General features: G+C 73.3%; 16 protein-coding genes. 8 read left to right on the forward strand and 8 right to left on the reverse strand.

Annotated elements, in window-relative coordinates; translation table 11 throughout:
* Positions 1 to 33 precede the first annotated feature (33 nt).
* A complete protein-coding gene (locus ACH4S9_RS45675; protein ID WP_398377488.1) occupies positions 34 to 1,083 on the forward strand; it encodes a Zn-dependent alcohol dehydrogenase in 1,050 nt (349 codons plus the stop codon).
* Here ACH4S9_RS45675 and ACH4S9_RS45680 read toward each other — a convergent pair.
* The gene (locus tag ACH4S9_RS45680; protein WP_385349561.1) at positions 1,005 to 2,126 is read right to left on the reverse strand and encodes a GlxA family transcriptional regulator; all 1,122 of its coding nucleotides are present in this window, start codon (positions 2,124 to 2,126) and stop codon (positions 1,005 to 1,007) included. The genes ACH4S9_RS45675 and ACH4S9_RS45680 overlap by 79 nt on opposite strands.
* Positions 2,127 to 2,233: 107 nt before the next feature.
* On the opposite strand from ACH4S9_RS45680, the gene ACH4S9_RS45685 reads away from it, so the two are divergent.
* Both ACH4S9_RS45685 and ACH4S9_RS45690 read left to right on the forward strand, forming a co-directional pair.
* Positions 2,234 to 3,553 carry an MFS transporter gene (locus ACH4S9_RS45685; RefSeq protein WP_398377489.1) on the forward strand — a complete coding sequence of 440 codons (1,320 nt, stop codon included), beginning with the start codon at positions 2,234 to 2,236 and terminating at the stop codon, positions 3,551 to 3,553.
* A 379-nt stretch (positions 3,554 to 3,932) separates the two neighbouring features.
* Entirely contained in the window at positions 3,933 to 4,673 is a 741-nt protein-coding gene (locus ACH4S9_RS45690; RefSeq protein ID WP_398377491.1) for a class I SAM-dependent methyltransferase, read from the forward strand.
* Between the two features lie 46 nt (positions 4,674 to 4,719).
* On the opposite strand, the gene ACH4S9_RS45695 is transcribed toward ACH4S9_RS45690, so the two are convergent.
* The 4 genes from ACH4S9_RS45695 to ACH4S9_RS45710 form a co-directional block, all read right to left on the reverse strand.
* Positions 4,720 to 5,376: a flavin reductase family protein gene (locus ACH4S9_RS45695; RefSeq protein ID WP_398377524.1), complete on the reverse strand. Its 657-nt coding sequence runs from the start codon at positions 5,374 to 5,376 to the stop codon at positions 4,720 to 4,722.
* Between the two features lie 79 nt (positions 5,377 to 5,455).
* A complete protein-coding gene (locus tag ACH4S9_RS45700; RefSeq protein WP_398377493.1) occupies positions 5,456 to 6,328 on the reverse strand; it encodes an enoyl-CoA hydratase/isomerase family protein in 873 nt (290 codons plus the stop codon).
* An 82-nt stretch (positions 6,329 to 6,410) separates the two neighbouring features.
* Positions 6,411 to 8,642: an acetate--CoA ligase family protein gene (locus ACH4S9_RS45705; RefSeq protein WP_398377496.1), complete on the reverse strand. Its 2,232-nt coding sequence runs from the start codon at positions 8,640 to 8,642 to the stop codon at positions 6,411 to 6,413.
* A 211-nt stretch (positions 8,643 to 8,853) separates the two neighbouring features.
* Positions 8,854 to 10,008: a flavin-containing monooxygenase gene (locus ACH4S9_RS45710; protein WP_398377497.1), complete on the reverse strand. Its 1,155-nt coding sequence runs from the start codon at positions 10,006 to 10,008 to the stop codon at positions 8,854 to 8,856.
* A gap of 171 nt (positions 10,009 to 10,179) precedes the next feature.
* On the opposite strand from ACH4S9_RS45710, the gene ACH4S9_RS45715 reads away from it, so the two are divergent.
* Together ACH4S9_RS45715 and ACH4S9_RS45720 are read left to right on the forward strand one after the other, a co-directional pair.
* Positions 10,180 to 10,632, forward strand: a complete 453-nt coding sequence (locus ACH4S9_RS45715) for a DoxX family protein (protein WP_398377499.1) — start codon at positions 10,180 to 10,182, stop codon at positions 10,630 to 10,632.
* Entirely contained in the window at positions 10,629 to 11,147 is a 519-nt protein-coding gene (locus ACH4S9_RS45720) for a Zn-ribbon domain-containing OB-fold protein (RefSeq protein ID WP_385349511.1), read from the forward strand. The genes ACH4S9_RS45715 and ACH4S9_RS45720 overlap by 4 nt, the downstream gene beginning before the upstream one ends.
* Here the strand turns inward: ACH4S9_RS45720 and ACH4S9_RS45725 are convergent.
* Both ACH4S9_RS45725 and ACH4S9_RS45730 read right to left on the reverse strand, forming a co-directional pair.
* On the reverse strand, positions 11,084 to 11,785 hold the full coding sequence (locus ACH4S9_RS45725; protein WP_398377501.1) for a pyridoxal 5'-phosphate synthase: 702 nt from the start codon (positions 11,783 to 11,785) through the stop codon (positions 11,084 to 11,086). The genes ACH4S9_RS45720 and ACH4S9_RS45725 overlap by 64 nt on opposite strands.
* Positions 11,786 to 11,870: 85 nt before the next feature.
* Positions 11,871 to 13,052, reverse strand: a complete 1,182-nt coding sequence (locus tag ACH4S9_RS45730) for a thiolase C-terminal domain-containing protein (protein ID WP_311726750.1) — start codon at positions 13,050 to 13,052, stop codon at positions 11,871 to 11,873.
* A 106-nt stretch (positions 13,053 to 13,158) separates the two neighbouring features.
* Here ACH4S9_RS45730 and ACH4S9_RS45735 point away from each other — a divergent pair, with 106 nt between their 5' ends.
* Both ACH4S9_RS45735 and ACH4S9_RS45740 read left to right on the forward strand, forming a co-directional pair.
* Positions 13,159 to 14,493 (forward strand): acyl-CoA dehydrogenase family protein, encoded by a 1,335-nt coding sequence (locus ACH4S9_RS45735; protein WP_398377503.1) that lies wholly within the window; start codon positions 13,159 to 13,161, stop codon positions 14,491 to 14,493.
* Complete coding sequence (locus ACH4S9_RS45740; protein ID WP_311726752.1) at positions 14,493 to 15,011, forward strand: nitroreductase/quinone reductase family protein; 519 nt, start codon at positions 14,493 to 14,495, stop codon at positions 15,009 to 15,011. Before ACH4S9_RS45735 ends, ACH4S9_RS45740 begins: the two co-directional genes overlap by 1 nt.
* A gap of 256 nt (positions 15,012 to 15,267) precedes the next feature.
* Here the strand turns inward: ACH4S9_RS45740 and ACH4S9_RS45745 are convergent, their stop codons facing one another.
* On the reverse strand, positions 15,268 to 15,915 hold the full coding sequence (locus tag ACH4S9_RS45745) for a TetR family transcriptional regulator (protein WP_311726753.1): 648 nt from the start codon (positions 15,913 to 15,915) through the stop codon (positions 15,268 to 15,270).
* A gap of 381 nt (positions 15,916 to 16,296) precedes the next feature.
* On the opposite strand from ACH4S9_RS45745, the gene ACH4S9_RS45750 reads away from it, so the two are divergent.
* On the forward strand, positions 16,297 to 17,193 hold the full coding sequence (locus ACH4S9_RS45750; protein WP_398377506.1) for a VOC family protein: 897 nt from the start codon (positions 16,297 to 16,299) through the stop codon (positions 17,191 to 17,193).
* The last annotated feature ends 23 nt before the right edge of the window (positions 17,194 to 17,216 follow it).

The raw sequence follows: 17,216 nt of genomic DNA on the forward strand, positions 1-17,216 counted from the left end.
GGAAATACGGAAAAGGGAAGTGGCGAAGTGGTGATGAGAGGCGTCATCTTCGACGGCACCGAACCGCGGGTGGTCGACGACCTGGAGATCCGGGCGCCCGGCCCCGGCGAGGTGCTGGTCGCCATCGCCGCCGCCGGCCTGTGCCACAGCGATCTGTCGGTCGTCGACGGCACCATCCCCTTCCCCGTCCCGGTCGTGCTCGGCCACGAGGGCGCGGGCACGGTGGCGGCCGTCGGCGCCGGGGTCACGCATGTCGCCCCCGGCGACCATGTGGCCCTGTCCACCGTCGCCAACTGCGGGACCTGCGCCGATTGTGGCCGTGGCCGCCCCACCATGTGCCGCAGGGCCATCGGCAGGCCCGACCGGCCGTTCACCCGCGGCGGGGAGCCGCTGTTCAACTTCGCCTCGAACTCCGCCTTCGCGGAGCGCACCCTGGTCAAGGCGGTGCAGGCCGTCAAGATCCCCAAAGACATCCCGCTCACCTCGGCGGCACTCATCGGCTGCGGCGTGCTCACCGGCGTCGGCGCCGTGCTCAACCGCGCCCGGGTCGACCGCGGCGAGTCGGTCGTGGTCATCGGCACCGGCGGGATCGGGCTCAATGTGCTTCAGGGCGCCCGGATTGCCGGGGCCGCGCCGATCGTCGCCGTCGACTCCAACCCCGCCAAGGAGCCGCTGGCCAGGCAGTTCGGCGCCACGCACTTCGTGGCCTCAGCGGCCGAGGCCCGGGGGGTCCTGCCATCCGGCGCCGACCACGCCTTCGAGTGCGTCGGCAGTACCCGGCTCATCCGGGAGGCCGTCGACCTGCTCGACCGGCACGGCCAGGCGGTGCTGCTGGGCGTGCCGCCGGCCGACGCCGAGGCGTCCTTCCTCGTCTCCTCCATGTATCTGGACAAGGCCATCCTGGGCTGCCGCTACGGCTCAGCCCGGCCGCAGCGCGACATAGCCCTGTACGCGGACCTCTACCGCCAGGGCCGGCTGCTGCTGGACGAACTGGTCACGCACACCTACCCCGTCGAGGACTTCCCGAAGGCCGCCGACGACGCGCGGGCGGGCCGGGTGGCCCGGGGCGTGCTCACGTTCTGAGGGACGGCGTCTCGCCGACGCGGGGTGACGACCTCCCACCGCGGGGCGACGGCCTCCTGCCGGAGCCGGTCGCGGGCGCGGAAGGTGCGCCGGTAGGCCGTGGGGGAGACGCCGAGCGCCGCCTGAAGGTGCTGTCGCATCGACGCGGCCGTGCCGAAGCCCGCGTCCCGCGCCACCTGGTCCACCGAGAGGTCGGTGTCCTCCAGCAGGTGCCTGGCCCGCTCCACGCGCTGCTGGACGAGCCACTGCCCGGGGCTGATCCCGACCTCCTCACGGAAGCGGCGGGTGAACGTCCGTACGCTCATCGCCTCCCGGTCGGCCAGCTCGCGCAGCGAGATCGGGCGTTCCAGGCGGCCCAGGGCCCAGGCGCGCGCCGCCGTCGTGGTCGCCTGCTGCGGCTCGGGGAGCGGACGCTCGATGTACTGAGCCTGGCCGCCGTCGCGGTACGGCGGCACCAGGCTGCGCCGCGCGACCTCATTGGCGACGGCCGCGCCGAAGTCGCGCCGTACGACGTGCAGGCACAGGTCGATGCCCGAGGCGACGCCCGCGGAGGTGAGCACGTCGCCGTCGTCGACGAACAGCACGTCCGGGTCGACCGCGATGGAGGGGAAGAGGGCCTGGAAGTGGGCGGCGCTGCGCCAGTGGGTGGTGGCGGGGCGGCCGTCGAGCAGCCCGGCGGCCGCGAGCACATAGCCGCCGGTGCAGATGGACATCCAGCGGACGCCGGGCCGGGCGTGGACCAGCGCGGCGGCGAGCGCCGGCGGAAGCGTGCCCTCGGTATAGGCCTGTCCCAGCTCGTAGCTGGTGGGCACGACGATGGTGTCGGCTTCGGCCAGCGCCTCGGGGCCGCGCTCGACGACGACCGGAAAGTCGGCGTCCGTCGGCACCTCGCCGGGCTCCGGCGTGCAGCTGAACACCTCGTAGAGGCGGCGGCCCTCGGCGGAGCGGGCCTTGCCGAAGATCCTGAACGGGATGCCCAGCTCGAAGGGGATCACCCCAGGCAGGACCAGCACGGCGACGCGGTGCGGCCTCGCGGCGTCCATGGTCTCGGGCATACGGGCCTCCAGCGCGCATATCGATGGCCCGATCCTAACGAATGCTGTCCGTCGGGCCACTCGTAAGGACCGACCGATGCATTGATGCTGATCCGGTGACACAGACAACCGAACTGCCAGGCACTCCGGGCCAGGACGAGCGGGCCGCCGCACCCCGGCGGCGGCCGAGGATCCACCGGGCGTGGTGGGTCGCCGCCGTCACCTTTGTGACGATCATCGGCGCGGCCGGTTTCGCCTCGCTGCCCGGTCTGCTGATCGAGCCCCTGCACGAGGAGTTCGGCTGGTCGCGCGGGCTGATCGGGTTCGCGGTGTCCGTGAATCTCGCCCTCTATGGGCTCACCGCGCCCTTCGCCGCCGCCCTTATGGACCGCTTCGGCATCCGCAAGGTCGTCGCCTGTGCGCTGATGGTGATCGCCACGGGCGCCGTACTCACGGTCTTCATGACCGCCGCCTGGCAGCTCGTCCTGTGCTGGGGCGTCCTGGTGGGGCTCGGCAGCGGCTCCATGGCGCTGGCCTTCGCCGCGACGGTCACCAACCGCTGGTTCGTCCAGCGGCGCGGCTTGGTCACCGGCATTCTCACGGCCGGAGGCGCGTCCGGACAGCTGGTGTTCCTGCCCGCCCTGTCGTGGATCGTGGAGCACCACCACTGGCGCCCGGCCGCGGTCACGGTGGCGGTCGCCGCGTTCGCCGTGGTGCCCTTCGTGTGGCTGCTGCTGCGCGACCATCCGGCCGATGTGGGCCTGGCCGCGTACGGGGCGGAGGGGCCGCCCGCCCCGAAGCCCGCCCCGCAGCGCGGCGCGGCCCGCCGGGCGGTCACCGCGCTGCTCTCGGCCGCGCGCACCGGCCCGTTCTGGCTGCTGGCCGGCACCTTCGCGATCTGCGGTGCCTCCACCAACGGCCTGGTCAAGACGCACTTCGTGCCCGCCGCGCACGACCACGGCATGCCCGTCACGGCCGCCGCGAGCCTGCTCGCGGTCATCGGGATCTTCGACATCGTGGGCACGGTGGCCTCCGGCTGGTTCACCGACCGGTTCGACGCGCGGCGGCTGCTCGCCGTCTACTACGCGCTGCGCGGGCTGTCGCTGATGTTCCTGCCGATGCTTCTGGCGGACTCCGTGCATCCGCCGATGATCTTCTTCATCGTCTTCTACGGGCTCGACTGGGTCGCGACGGTGCCGCCCACCATCGCGCTGTGCCGCGAGCACTACGGCGAGGACAGCGCGATCGTCTTCGGATGGGTGCTGGCCTCGCACCAGGTGGGCGCGGGGGTGGTGGCCTTCCTCGGCGGAATGGCGCGGGACACCTTCGGGTCGTACGACGTGGTCTGGTACGGGGCGGGCGCGCTGTGCGCGATGGCCGCGCTGATGGCCCTGGTCATCCGGCGCGAGCGGGAGGAGCTCCCGCTCGCCGCCTAGGTCCTGTCCGGGCGATCTTTGAGGATCAGCCCGCGGCGTCGGATGAGGGGGCGCCTCCCGGCCGAAGGCTGGGGGAGCATCGCAAGGCGGAGGCTGCGACACCGGCGGCTGCCGCCGCGGGCCCTCGTACTGGGCGCTGCGGTCGATATGCCTCCCCCGGCTACCGCCGGGAGGTGCCCCCTGACGCGGCGTGGCGGGCGACTCGGACAACGCAGCCGGGGGCGCCGTAGCCGGCGTCGCGGGCCCGAGAAGATCGCCCGGACAGGGCCTGGGGCTCGTCCGGCGGATCATGGGCCGAGCCAGGGCCGGACCGAGGCGAGGGCCGGCCAGTGCCCTCATCGTGTTGACCGCCCCCGGCAGGCAGTGCTGGAGTCGGCACGTGGACAGCATCCCCGCCAACCGGCGGCTCTGGAACCAGATCAGCAGCGCCTACCAGCACAAGCACGACCCGCAAATCGGCGCCACACCCCGGCTGTGGGGCATGTACTCCATCCCCGACGCGCACCTGCACGCCCTGGGCGACGTCACCGGCAAGCGCGTCCTCGAACTCGGCTGCGGCGCCGGCCAGTGGTCCAGGGCGCTCGCCGCCGAGGGCGCCACCGTGGTCGGGCTCGACCTGTCCGAAGCCCAACTCGCCGCAGCGGCCCGCGCGATGGGAGCGGCCCGCTACCCGCTGGTGCAAGGCGCCGCCGAACAACTCCCCTTCGCCGCCGACAGCTTCGACCTGGTGTTCTGCGACTTCGGTGGGCTCAGCTGGGCGCCCCCGCACCTGGCCGTCCCGCAGGCCGCACGCGTCCTGGGCCGAGGCGGGCGCCTGGTGTTCAACGTCGCCAGCCCATGGTTCGAAGCCTGCTACGACGAAGCCGCCAGACGCGTGACCACGACGATGCAGCAGGACTACTTCGGGCTGAACACCATCGCCGAAGGCGACGGCGCGACCAGCTATCAGCTCACGTACGGCGACTGGGTCAAGGTCCTGCGCGGCGCGGGTCTCATCATCGACGACCTCATCGAGCCGCGGCCCGAACTCGGAACACCCAACGGCTACAACGAAACCGACCCACCCGACTGGGCACACCGCTGGCCGGCGGAACTGCTCTGGGTGACCCACAAACCGTAAGTTCCGCCGCGCCGAGACGTGAAGGCATCCCCTCGCCGGACACGACCTAGGCGTCCGGGTCGAGCGGGGCCAGTGAGGCGAACGCGCCGCGGTGGAAGAGGAGGGGGCCGGACCGGGCGGCGGCGTCGTCCGTGCCGAGGGCGCGGACGCGGCCCACGACCACCAGGTGATCACCGCCGGTGTGCACGGCGTGGACCGTGCAGTCGATCCAGGCGGGGACGTCCACGAGCCGGGGCGAGCCGGTCACCGGGGCCGGCCGGTGCTCGACGCCCGCGAACTTGTCCGGCCGCCGGGAGCCGCTGACCGCGAAGCCGCGGCACAGCTCGCCCTGGCCCGCCCCCAGGATGTTGACGCAGAAGACCCCGGCGCGGGCGATGCGCGGCCAGGTCGTGGAGGTACGGGCGACCATGAAGGCGATCAGCGGCGGGTCGAGGGAGAGGGAGGAGAAGGACTGGCAGGCGAACCCGGCCGGGCCCTCCTCGTCGACCGCCGCGACAACCGTGACCCCGCTCGCGAAGTGGCCCAGGACTCGCCGGAACTCCGCCGGGTCCAGCGGAAGGCGTTCGTCCGCGCGGACGGCGCGCAGCGTGGGGCGGCCGGGGCGGGGCGGCGCCGGGGCGGCCCGCGGCAGGGGGTCGTCGGGGCGCGCGGCGGTGGTCGGTGAGCCGACCGAGCGCAGATAGCGGACCGCGGTGGCTGCCATCCCGGCGTGTCCCATCATGATTCCATTGAATCTGATGCTGCGTCAGATGTGAAGCCCCGGAGGGAGCCTTCGGCGCCCCTCAGCGGCCCCGGTATTCGGGAGCGCGGCGCTCGGCGAAGGCGCGGACGCCTTCCCTCGCGTCCGCCGTGGTCATGTTGATCTCCTGGGCCGCCGCCTCGGCGGCGAACGCGGCCGTACGATCGGCCTCCAGCGAGCCGTTCACCAGCTGCTTGGTGAGGGCGATGGCGCGGGTGGGGCCGCCGGCCAGCCGCTCGGCCCACTCGCGGGCGGTCTTGGCCAGATCGCCGTCCGGGACGACCCGGTTGACCAGGCCGATCCGCTCGGCCTCGGCGGCCGACAGCGCGTCGCCGAAGAACAGCAGCTCCTTCGCCCGCTGCGGGCCGATGAGGCGGGGGAGGAGATAGGCGCCGCCGCCGTCGGGGACCAGACCGCGGCGCACGAAGACCTCGATGAACCGGGCCGACTCGGCGGCGAGCACCAGGTCGCAGGCGAAGGCGAGATGGGCGCCGAGGCCGGCCGCGGTCCCGTTCACGGCGGCGATGACCGGCTTCTCGCAGTCGAGTACGGCGGTGATCAGCCGCTGCGCCCCGCGCCGGATCAGCCGGGCCACATCGCCGGCGACCCGCTCATCCCCGCCCGACCCCGACCCCGACCCCGGCCCCGGCCCGGACCCGGCGCCGGACCCGGCGGCCGGCCGTGGGCCGCCGCGCAGGTCGGCGCCCGCGCAGAAGCCCTTGCCGGTGGCGGTGAGCACGACCGCCCCGACCGCCGGGTCGGCGGAGGCGTCATCGAGCAGCGAGATCAGGCGTTCGCGCTGGTCAGGAGTGATGGCGTTCAGCGCGGCGGGGCGGTTCAGAGTGATCCGGACCACGCCGTTGTCAGTGGCGTGCCGTACAACGGATTCAGGTGATTCTTCGGGGGAGGAAGTCATGGGGGAATTCCCTTGCGCTGAGGCAGAGGCAGAGGCTGGGGCAGAGGTCGAAGTCGAGGGCCGGGCGCGTGGGCCGGGGGCCTCAGCGGCACACGGCCAGGGCGTCGAGGGCCACCGCGCCCTGGCCGCGGGGCAGCACCATCAGCGGGTTGACGTCGAGTTCGGCCAGGTCGTCGCCGAGTTCCAGGGCCATGCGCTGGACGCGGAGGACGACCTCGACCAGGGCGTCCACATCGCAGGGGGGCAGGCCGCGCACGCCGTCGAGCAGGGCGCGGCCGCGCAGCTCGGTGAGCATCGCGCGCGCCTGGTCCTCGCCGAAGGGCGGCACGCGCACGGCCGTGTCCCGCAGCACCTCGACGAGCACACCGCCGATGCCCACCGTGACGGTCGGCCCGAAGAGGCTGTCGTGGGTGACGCCGACGACCATCTCCACACCGCGCTCGACCATCTGGCAGACCAGCACGCCGTCCAGCTCGACGCCTTCGTAGCGGGCGATGTCGGTGAGGTCGCGATAGGTGTCGCGGACCTGGCTCGCGGAGGTGAGCCCGAGCCTGACCAGGCCCAGTTCGGTCTTGTGGGCGAGCTGCGGCGCGGAGGCCTTCATGGCGACCGGATAGCCGACCAGGCCGGCGGCGCGCACGGCCGCCGCCGCGCTGGTCACCAGATGCTCGCGCGGCACCCGGATGCCGTACGCCCGCAGCAACTGCTTCGCGGCGTGCTCGCTCAGCTGCTCTCCCGGGCGCAGCAGCGCCTGGGCCTTGCGGGCCGAGGGGGAGGGGGTGCGCGGGGCGTCGTCGAAGGGGGAGCGGTAGCCCGCCGTGAAGCGATGGTGCTCCAGATAGGCGCGGACGGCGGTGATGCAGTTGGCGAAGGTCCGGAAGGTGGCGACGCGGGAGGAGCCGAGCAGGGTGGTGCGGTAGGCGGGCTCGGTGCCGACCGGCGAGCCCCACACCACGCACACCAGCTTGTCCGTGTGTTCCGCCGCGTCCACCAGATCCTGCGCCAGCTTGTCGCTCATCGGCGGGAAAGGCCCGGTGATCGGGCAGATCAGCACGCCGACGGACGGGTCGGCGAGGATGGCGTCGATGATCTTCCGGCCGCGCCAGTCGCCGACGGGGTGCCCGCCGTTGTCGACCGGGTTGGCGACGCTGAGCTCGCCGGGTATCCACTGGTGGAGTTCGGCCTGCTTCTCCGCGTCGAGCGTGGGCAGCGGGAGCCCGGCGGCCGTCGCGAGGTCGGCGAAGTGGGCGCCGGTGCCCCCGGAGATCGAATAGACCACGACGCCCTCGGCGAGCGGCGGCCGGGCGCGGGCGAGCAGCGCGGCCGTGTCCTGAAGCTCGTCGAGGCCGTCGACCCGGATCACGCCGAACTGCCGCATGGCCGCGTCCACGACCGCGTCCGAGCCGGTGAGCTTGCCGGTGTGGGAGGCGGCCGTGCGGGCCCCGGTCTCGGTCCGGCCGACCTTGACGGCCACGACGGGCACCCCGGCGCGGGCGGCGTGGTCGGCGGCCAGCAGAAAGCTGCGCCCGTCCTTGAGCCCTTCCACATACATCGCGATGGCGCCGACCTCGGGCCGTGAGGCGAAGTAGGAGATGAAGTCGGCGGTCTCCAGGTCGGCCTCGTTGCCGGTGGGCGCCCAGTGGCTGAGCCGGATGCCCAGCTCCTGGAGGGTGAAGACGGGGCGGCCCTGGTGGCCGGACTGGGTGATGAGGGCGATCGCGGGGCCTTCCAGGTCCTCGCGGAACTCCTCGAAGGCGTTGAGGTTGGTGTTGGGGCCCAGCAGGCGCAGCCCGCCGCGCCGCGCGGCGGCGGACAGCCGGGCCTGGGCGGCGGCACCCTCGGCGCCGGTCTCGGCGAAGCCGGAGGCGAAGGCGACGGCGAATTTGACCTTGGCCGAAGCGAGTTCCTCCATGAGCGGGAGCGGATCGCGGACGAGGAGGACGGCGAGGTCGACCGGTTCGGGCAGGTCGGCCACGGACGGAACGCAGGGCAGGCCGAAGACGGCGGGACGGGAGGGGTGTACGGGGTGCAGCCGGGCGCCGACGCGCTCGGCCCAGGCGATCAGCTGGCGGGTGATGCCGGTGTTGGGGCGGCCCTCGGTGTCGGAGGCGCCGACGACGGCCACCGACTCGGGGCGGAAGAACCGGTCCAGGTCGGGGACGGCGGAGTGCAGCGGGCGGCCGCTGACGTCCACGTCCTCGTCGGCCGCTGTCCTGCCGTGGACATGGACGGCGGGGCCGGGAGGCCGGCCGCAGGCGGCGACGCGGGCGTGACGGGAGTTGGTGGTGAGGGTGCCGTGAGTCGAACCAAGCATCGGTATCCGCCACTCCTGCTCGTTGGCGACAAGCGACAAGCCAGATATCTGACGTCCAGTCAGATTACTCGGCGGTTCAGATTAACGGAACTGACGCCTAGTCAGGAATGGGGGTGCAGGGACAACACGCAGGGTGACGAGGGTCGCCCGAGGTGCGGTGAGGTGATGGTGCCCGGTGGGTCAGGAGGTCACGCCGGGGAAAGCGGCGATATCACGCCGATGTGCGGTCGATGGCCCTGGCGATTTTGCGCGCGTCGAGGGCGAGCTCGCGGAACATGCCGCTGATCGGGTTCGTATAGCCCGTGAAGTGCAGGCCCGGGGCCGAAGGGGCGGTGCGCGGGCCGTGGGTCAGCGGTCGGCCGCGCTCGTCGAGCACGCCCAGGTGCCCGACGAGGTCGTCCAGGCCGCGCCGGTAGCCGGTCGCCGCGACCACGGTGTCCGGGCCGATCCGGGAGCCGTCGGCCAGTATCACCTTGTCCTCCTCGAAGGACTCGACCGCCGCCACCACCTCCACCTTCCCCGCCTGGACCGCGTCGATGAGACCGACGTCCTGCACCGGGATCGCGCCTTGGCGGACCCGCGTGTAGAGGCCGGTCTCCGGCCATGGCAGCCCCTGCGCGCTCAGGTCGGGCATGGTGAGCCGGCTCATCGTCCGCGCCGCCCGGTCCACCAGCCTGGTCGGCAGCCGCCGCACCAGGATGCCGGTGGCCTGTGCGGGCCAGCCCGCCGTGGAGCGGCGCAGGATGTGCGGCACGGTGCGCACCGCCAGCCGCACCCGCGCCGCGCCGCCCTCGACGAGGTCGACCGCGATCTCGGCGCCCGTGTTGCCGATGCCGACGACCAGGACGTCCCGGCCCTGGTACGGGCGGGCGTTGCGGTAGCGGCTCGCGTGCAGCAGCTCGCCGGTGAAGGTCTTCCGGCCCGGCCAGTCGGGCACCCGGGGGGTGTGGTTGTAGCCGGTGGCCACGACCACGACGGGCGAGGAGGGCTCGCGCCCGCCGGTGGCCCGCAGCACCCAGCCCTCGCCGTCCCGCGCCCGGTCGATCCGTGAGACCTCCACGCCCGTGACGATCTCCAGCCGGTGGTGCTCGACGTACTGCTCCAGATAGCGCACCACGTCGTCCCGGGCGACCCAGCGCCCGTACGCGCGCGGGATCGCGAGCCCGGGGAGGGCGGACAGCCGGCGCGTGGTGTGCAGATGCAGCCGGTCGTAGTGGGCGCGCCAGGAGGCGGCGACCGCGTCCGACTTCTCCAGGATCACCGCGCGGATGCCGCGTTCGCGCAGGGCGGCCGCGGCGGCGAGCCCGCCCGGTCCGCCGCCGATCACGTACACAGGTGAGGAGTGCTCGGGGAAGGTGTCGGCCATGAGCGTGAGCGTAGCCATGTAATTGACAGGTTTCCGACAAATTTATTCCGAATCGGTTGCGGATCGATCACGGCCCGCCGCACGACCTCTTGCGCGGCCGTGTCCGTCTCCGCTGAACTGACGTACCGTCAGATACATGCCCCGGCGGGACGGACGGAGAGGGGGAGAGCGATGCGTACGATCTGGCTCAGCGGGCCCGAATGGCTCGCCGTGCTGCGCATCGGGCTCGGCCTGTGGTGGCTGGAGAGCTGGCGGCACAAGGACAAGAAGGCCTGGTGCGGGCGCGGCACCGGCATCGCCTGGGCGGCCGACATGGCGGCCAAGCACCGCTGGGCGTTTGTACGCGGCGGCTTCGCCGCGGTCGTCGGGCCCCGCCCCAAGCTCATGGCGTATGTCGTCCTCTACGCCGAACTGGCCATCGGCCTCGGCCTGGTCCTCGGCTTCCTCACCCCGATCGCGCTGATCGGCGGCGCCCTGCTGAACCTGCTCTACTTCGTGCTCATGATCCACGACTGGGCAGAGCAGGGGCAGAACTCCATGATGGTGCTCATCTCCCTGGTCGCCCTCCTCGGCATGAGCTGGCAGACCTGGGCCCTGGACGGGACGTGGGGGCTGTTCCTGTGAGCGCGCCCCCCGTGCCCCCCGCGGGCGCGCCCCGCTTCGACCTGCCGGAGATCGACGCCTTCACCCGCCCCTACTGGGACGCGGCCGTGCGGGGGCACCTGCTGATCCGCCGCTGCGCGGACTGCGGGCAAGCCCATCACTACCCGCGCGAGTTCTGCCCCCGGTGCTGGAGCGAGAACGTCATCTGGGAGCGGGCGAGCGGCCGCGCGACCCTCTACACCTGGTCCGTGGTGCACCGCAACGACCTCCCGCCGTTCGGCGCCCGTGTCCCCTATACCGCCGCCGTGGTCGAACTCGCCGAGGGCCCGAGCATGATGACCGAGGTGGTCGGGTGCGCCGGTCCCGATCTGCGCGTGGGCATGGAGCTGTGCGTCGACTTCCGTGCACCGGACGGGGACGCCTCACCCGAGGGCGCCCCGGCGATCCCCGTCTTCCGCCCCGCCCCCGCGTCTCAGGGCCACAGCAACTCGCGCAGCCAGCCCCCGCCCTCGTCTCCCCCGGCCGCGCGGCGGTAGCGCAGCCGTACGTGCCGACGGTGCTCCTCCTCCTGGTAGAACTCCACCTCGTCCGCGGTCAGTACATACAGCGTCCAGCTCGGCGCCGTGGCGTCCGGCTCCCGCTCGACCCGCTCCCGCGCCGCCTCGAAGGCCCGCTCCAGCTCGCCGTACGAGCCCAGGACCTCGCTCTGCCGCCCGCCCCCGGCCAGCGCGGCCGTCAGCGCCGCCGGTGAGCGCCCGCGCAGATCCGCCGCGCTCTCCTCGGGGGCGGCCGCCGTGACCCGCCCGCCGATCCGCACCTGCCGGCCCAGCGCCGTCCAGTGGAACCCGAGGGCCGCGTACGGGCGGGCGGCCAGCTCCCGGCCCTTGCGGCTGGCGCGATGGGTGCCGAAGTGCCAGCCGTGCGCGTCGGCGTCATGCAGCATGACGGTGCGCAGGGAGGGGCGGCCGTCCGCGTCGGCGGTGGCCAGCGTCATGGTGTGCGGGCCCGGTACGCCCGCCTCGGCGGCCTCGCGCAGCCACCGCCGGAACAGCGGAAGCGGCTCGTCCGGCGCGGTCGCCGGGTCGAGGGCGGGCAGCTCGCCGCCGTCCCGCACCCGCAGTCCGCGCAGCAGCGCGCGGAATTCCTCGGCGGTCTCGTCGTCGACTTCACCCATCGGGCTCTGTGCCTCCTCGCTCGTTCCCGATGAGCAGGGTGACATGGGGGCGGCGGCGACGAGCGCACGGCGCAGCTCGCGCGCCTCAGTCGCGCCCCAGCACCACCGTCCCCGACGAGCAGAACCAACCACCCGTCCCCGACGCCACGGCCAGCTCCGGCAACCGCCCGTTCGCCTTGCGGACCTGCCGCCCACCCGCCTCGCCGCGCAGCTGCCGCACGGCCTCCACCAGCAGGAACAGCCCGCGCATACCGGGGTGGCAGGCGGAGAGCCCGCCGCCGTCCGTGTTCGTCGGCAGATCGCCCGTAAGCGTCAGCCGCCCCTTGCCCACGAACGCCCCGCCCTCGCCCTTGGCGCAGAAGCCCAGATCCTCCAGGGTCACCAGCGTCATATAGGTGAACGCGTCGTAGAGCTCGGCCACATCGATCTCCGAGGGCCGCACCCCGGCCCGCTCGAAGGCCTGCCGCCCCGAGGCCGCCGCGGGGGAGACAGTGAAGTCGTCCCACTCCGACATCGTGGTGTGCGAGATCGCGGTGCCCGCGCCCAGCACCCACACCGGAGGCTTCGCGGTGTCCCGAACGTACTCCTCGCCCGCCAGCAGTACGGCGCAGCCGCCGTCGGAGCGGATGCAGCAGTGCAGCTTGGTGAAGGGATCGGCGATCATCGGGCCGCTCAGCACCTCGTCCACGGTGATCGGGGTGCGGAACATCGCGTCCGGGTTGTGCGCGGCGTTGGCACGCGCCTGTACGGCGATGTCCGCGAGCTGTTCGAGGGTCGTGCCGTACTGGTGCATATGGCGGCGCGCGGCCATCGCGTACTTGGCGACCAGCGTGTGCCCGTACGGGACCTCGAACTGGAGCGGTCCGCGCGCCCCGAAGGACAGGTTGGAGGTGCGGCGGCCCGCGCGGATGTCGGCGCGGGCGGTGGAGCCGTAGACGAGGAGGACGGCGCGCGCGTGGCCCGCGGCGATGGCGTCCGCCGCGTGGGCCGCCATCACCTCCCAGGTGGAGCCGCCGACGGACGTCGAGTCGGTCCAGGTGGGGCGCAGGCCCAGGTACTCGGCCACCTCGACGGGCGCCAGCGTGCCGAGCCCGGCCGACGCGAGGCCGTCGACGGCCGACCGGTCGAGGCCGGAGTCGGCGAGGGCGCGGCGGGCGGCTTGGGCGTGGAGGGCGTAGGGGGTCGCGTCGTCGACGCGGCCGCAGTCGGAGAGGGCGACACCGACGACGGCGACCTTGCGGGCGCGCTCGCGCTTCGCTGAGGACATAAATCTGACGGTACATCAGATTCAATGGGGGGTGGGGCGCGAGGGCTGGGAAAGTGTTCACCCGGTCCCTAATATGACGGTCCGTCAGTAGCGGAGGTGTGTGCCGATGGACACCGCGTTCACCGAGGAACAGGCCGAGATCCGCCGTACGCTGCGCAGACTGCTGCGGGAGCGGTGCGGCCCCGACGAGGTCAAGGCGGCGGTGCGCACCCCGCCCGGCCACGACGAGTCGCTGTGGCGGCTGCTCGCGCGGCGGCTCGGGCTGCCCGGCCTGGCCCTCCCCCGGGACGTCGGGGGCGTCGGCTGCGGGCCCGCCGAGCTGGCCCTCGCCTGCGAGGAGGCGGGGCGCGCACTGCTCCCGTCGCCGCTGACGGCCACCGCGGTGCTCGCCGCGCCCCTCGTCGACCGGCTCGGGACGGGCGCGCAGCGCGCCGAACTGCTGCCGCTCGTCGCGGACGGCGAGCTCACGGCCGCGCTCGCCGTGCCCGGCGGAGAGCTGACCAGGGCGCTCGGCCTGACGGACGGGGACGACGGCGAAGGCGGGGACGGCGGGGACGGCGGAGGCTGGGCGGGCGGCGGGCGCGCGGGGGGCGTCCAGGCGCGGGAAAGCGGGGGCGGGGGCCCAGGTGGAGGCGGGGGCTGGCGGCTTTACGGGCAGGTGGACCAGGTCCTCGACGGGCACGGCGCGGGCCTGTTGCTCGTCGCCGCGCGCACGGGCGGCTATACGCGCGGCCGGACGCTGCTGTTCCTCGTCCGGGCCGGGGCGCCCGGACTGGCCCGGACGAGGCTGACCGCACTCGACGAGACGCGGCCGCAGGGCCGGATCGAGCTGCGGGACGTGCCCGCCGAGCCGCTGGGCGCGCAAGGGGCTGAGGGGGCTGACGGCGCGGACGTGGCGGGTGCCCTGGTGCGGCTGGGCACCACGGCGGCGGCCGCGCTCGCTGCCGAGGCGGTGGGCGCGGCGCACGCCGCGCTGGAGCGGACGGTCGAGTATGTGCGGGTACGGGAGCAGTTCGGCCGGCCGGTCGGGTCCTTCCAGGCGGTCAAACACCGACTGGCGGAGGTGTATGTGAAGGTCGAGACGGCGCGGTCGGCGGCGTACTACGCGGCGTGGGCGGCCGACGGGGTGAACGGGACGGAAGCGGCCGTCGCGAGCGGCCTCGCGCTCGCGACGGCGCTGGAGGCGCAGCGCGCGGCCGCGGGCGAAGCGGTGCAGCTGCACGGCGGCACCGGCTTCACCTGGGAACACGACGTGCACCTGTACTTCAAGCGGGCCGCCTCGGACGAGCTGCTCTTCGGGCCGGCGCACCGGCTGCGGACGCGCGCGGCCGAGCGGGAGGGGCTGTTCGCGGCACCGGACGCGGCGACGGACGCGGCGGGCAGGCCGGGCATGGGGGCGGGTGCCGACGGGCGCCGGGCCCGGAAGGCGGTGAGGGTGTGATGGCGGCGGCCACCCGTACGGGCTATGGGGCCCGGCTCGTCCAGAAGGTCTCGTCGGGGCGGGCCTTCGCCAAGGTCGCGCCGCACATCATCCCGGCGCTCGACCGCGCCGTGCACCGGCTGACGCGCGGCAAGGTGCTGCTGAGCGCGCAGATGCTGCCGGGTGTGGTCCTGACGACGACGGGCGCGCGAAGCGGCCTGTCCCGCCGCACCCCCCTGGCCTGCATGCCGGAGGACGGCGGCACCTGGCTTCTGGTGGGCAGCAACTTCGGCCGGCCGGGGCACCCGGCGTGGACCGCGAACCTGCTGGCCCACCCGGACGCCGAGATCAGCTGGAAGGGCCGCGACATCGCGGTGCGGGCGCGGCTGTTGACGGGCGAGGAGCGGGCGGCGGCGTGGGCGGCGGCGCTCCGCTTCTGGCCGCCGTACGCGAAGTACCAGGCGCGGGTGGAGCGCGAGATCCGGCTGTTCCGGGTGGTGGAGCGGGCCCCGGACCGCGATTCGCGCGGTCGGGCCTGACAGCACGCGCGCGACGGGGCGTCGCGCGCCCCCCGAAGAAGCGACGCGCGGGCCGTCCGGAGACGGCCCGCGCGTCGGCGTGGGGCACAGGGGCAGGGTGCCCAGGAGTGGTCGGGGGTGCGGTCCGCCGTGGGGGGTGACAGGACGTGCGGGACCGCGGGCCGACCGACCCGCGCTGGTGGGCGAGCGGCATGGCCCCCAGGGTCGGGGGCCCGGGACGCTCGCGAAGCCGGCGCGTGTGGTGTGTGCTATGTGGCTACTTGGGCGGCTTCCTGCCGGTGATGCCGAGGTGGACCAGCAGCGTCAGAGCCGGCTTGAGCTCGGCCTGTTTGACGCCCCAGCTCTGGAACCCCTTCTGGTGTGCGGCGACCGCGGCCAGCATCGCGACGATCGAGCCCGCGACGGCCGCCGGACTGACGTCCTTCTCGACCCGGCCCTTCGTCTGGAGCTCCTTGACGGCGTCGGTCAGGGAATTGGTCACGGCGTTGAGGATCTTCATGCGGATCTTGTAGAACCGCTTGTCCCCCTCCGCCGCACCAAGATCGACTACGCGCAGGATGGCGTCATGTTTGCGCCAGAAGGAGAGGAAGCCCTCGACGAGGTCCTCCGCGGCCTGCGCCCCGGACTTCCCGGCCCACGAGCGCTCGGCGACCAGCTCGGTCAGCCCCGCGCCCTCCTTCGCCATCTCCTCCGCGATCTCGAGGACGGCGCCCTCGACATCGGGGAAGTACTGGTAGAACGTCGCGGGCGAGGTGCCGGCCTTGCGGGCGACGTCGATGACCTTGACGTCTCGGTACGGGGATGTGCTGAGCATCTCGCCGAGGCAGTCGAGCAGCTTCTGCCGCGTCGCCTGTCCGCGGCGACCGGCGACCCGCCCGTCGACGGTGCGTACTTGTCCTGTCATGACGTCAGCTTACCGAGGGGTGATCGAAGCGCGATTCGGCTGCGTGCAAATGGGGTCCACACCCGGCTCGGGGTGTCGGGGGCCGCGCTGAGCAGCGATAACGGGCGATCAAGGCCGGATCGGGCGGCCTCTTGCCCGTCGGTCCACGGCTCCTGCGTTCGGGTGAATCATATTATCAACAGGCTGTGGATAACTTCGGTGGACAACCGTGCGGCGGTGCGGCCCGGGGGATCGGCGAGCGGCCGGAAATAGACCTGAAATGGGCCTCGCACACCCGCGTATCGAATCGGTCTTTCCCGGCGATGACCCATTAGCGTGGTGAATGGCGCAAAGGGCGTTGTGCGTGGCGAAGAGGGGCATTCGCACGGGAGGATCTGGACCATGGCCGCATTTGCGGAAGGTGTGCCCTGCTGGGTGGACGCGATGCTCCCCGATCTGGCGGCGGGCAAGCGCTTCTACGGGGAGCTGTTCGGCTGGACCTTCGGGGCGGGCGAGCCGCGCTACGGCCACTACACCCAGGCTTTCCACAACGGGCGGAACGTCGCCGCCCTCGTCCCCAAGCCGGACGGCCGGCTGCCGACCGTCTGGAACATCTACGTCGCCGTCCGGGACGCCGCCGCCACCGCCGCACGCATCCGCGCCGCGGGCGGCCGGCTGATCTCCGAGCCCACGCGGATCGGGGACTTCGGCGTCATGGTGACGGCCGTGGACCCCGGGGGCGCGGTCTTCGGCCTCTGGCAGGCGGGCAGCCATCCCGGCTTCGAGGAGCACGGCACGCCCGGTTCGTACGGCTGGATGGAGCTCCGCACCCGGGACCCGGAGCGCGTGGACGCTTTCTACCGGGCGGTTTTCGGGTACGGGACGGTGCGGCTGGGGAAGGGATCCGACGGGCGGTCGGACGGGCGGTCGGACGGGCGGTCGGGCGAGGGGCCGGGCGAGGCATCGGGTGAGGGGTCGGAAGGGCGGGCGGGTGGGGCGGATGTGGTGCTCTGGGTGGATCGCGGGGTGCCCGCCGAGCCCGGGCGCGCGATCGGCGCCCGCGCCGCGATGGGGGACAGGTTTCCGGCCGAAATGCCCGCGCACTTCCTTACCTGCTTCGTGGTCGCGGACTGTGACGAAGCGGCACGGACGGCGCCTGAGCTCGGCGGGCGTCTGCTCAATGGCCCCGAAGCTACGCCGTACGGGCGTTTCGCGGTTCTTGCGGACAATCAGGGCGCGCTCTTCGCCGTTGTCGACCCCTCGGCGGCGGGCGCTTTGCCTGCGGAAAGCGGAGCGTAGCGGGGCGGGCGCCCGGCTTTCGG

It is taken from the genome of Streptomyces sp. NPDC021225, assembly GCF_044332865.1.
Lineage (GTDB): Bacteria > Actinomycetota > Actinomycetes > Streptomycetales > Streptomycetaceae > Streptomyces.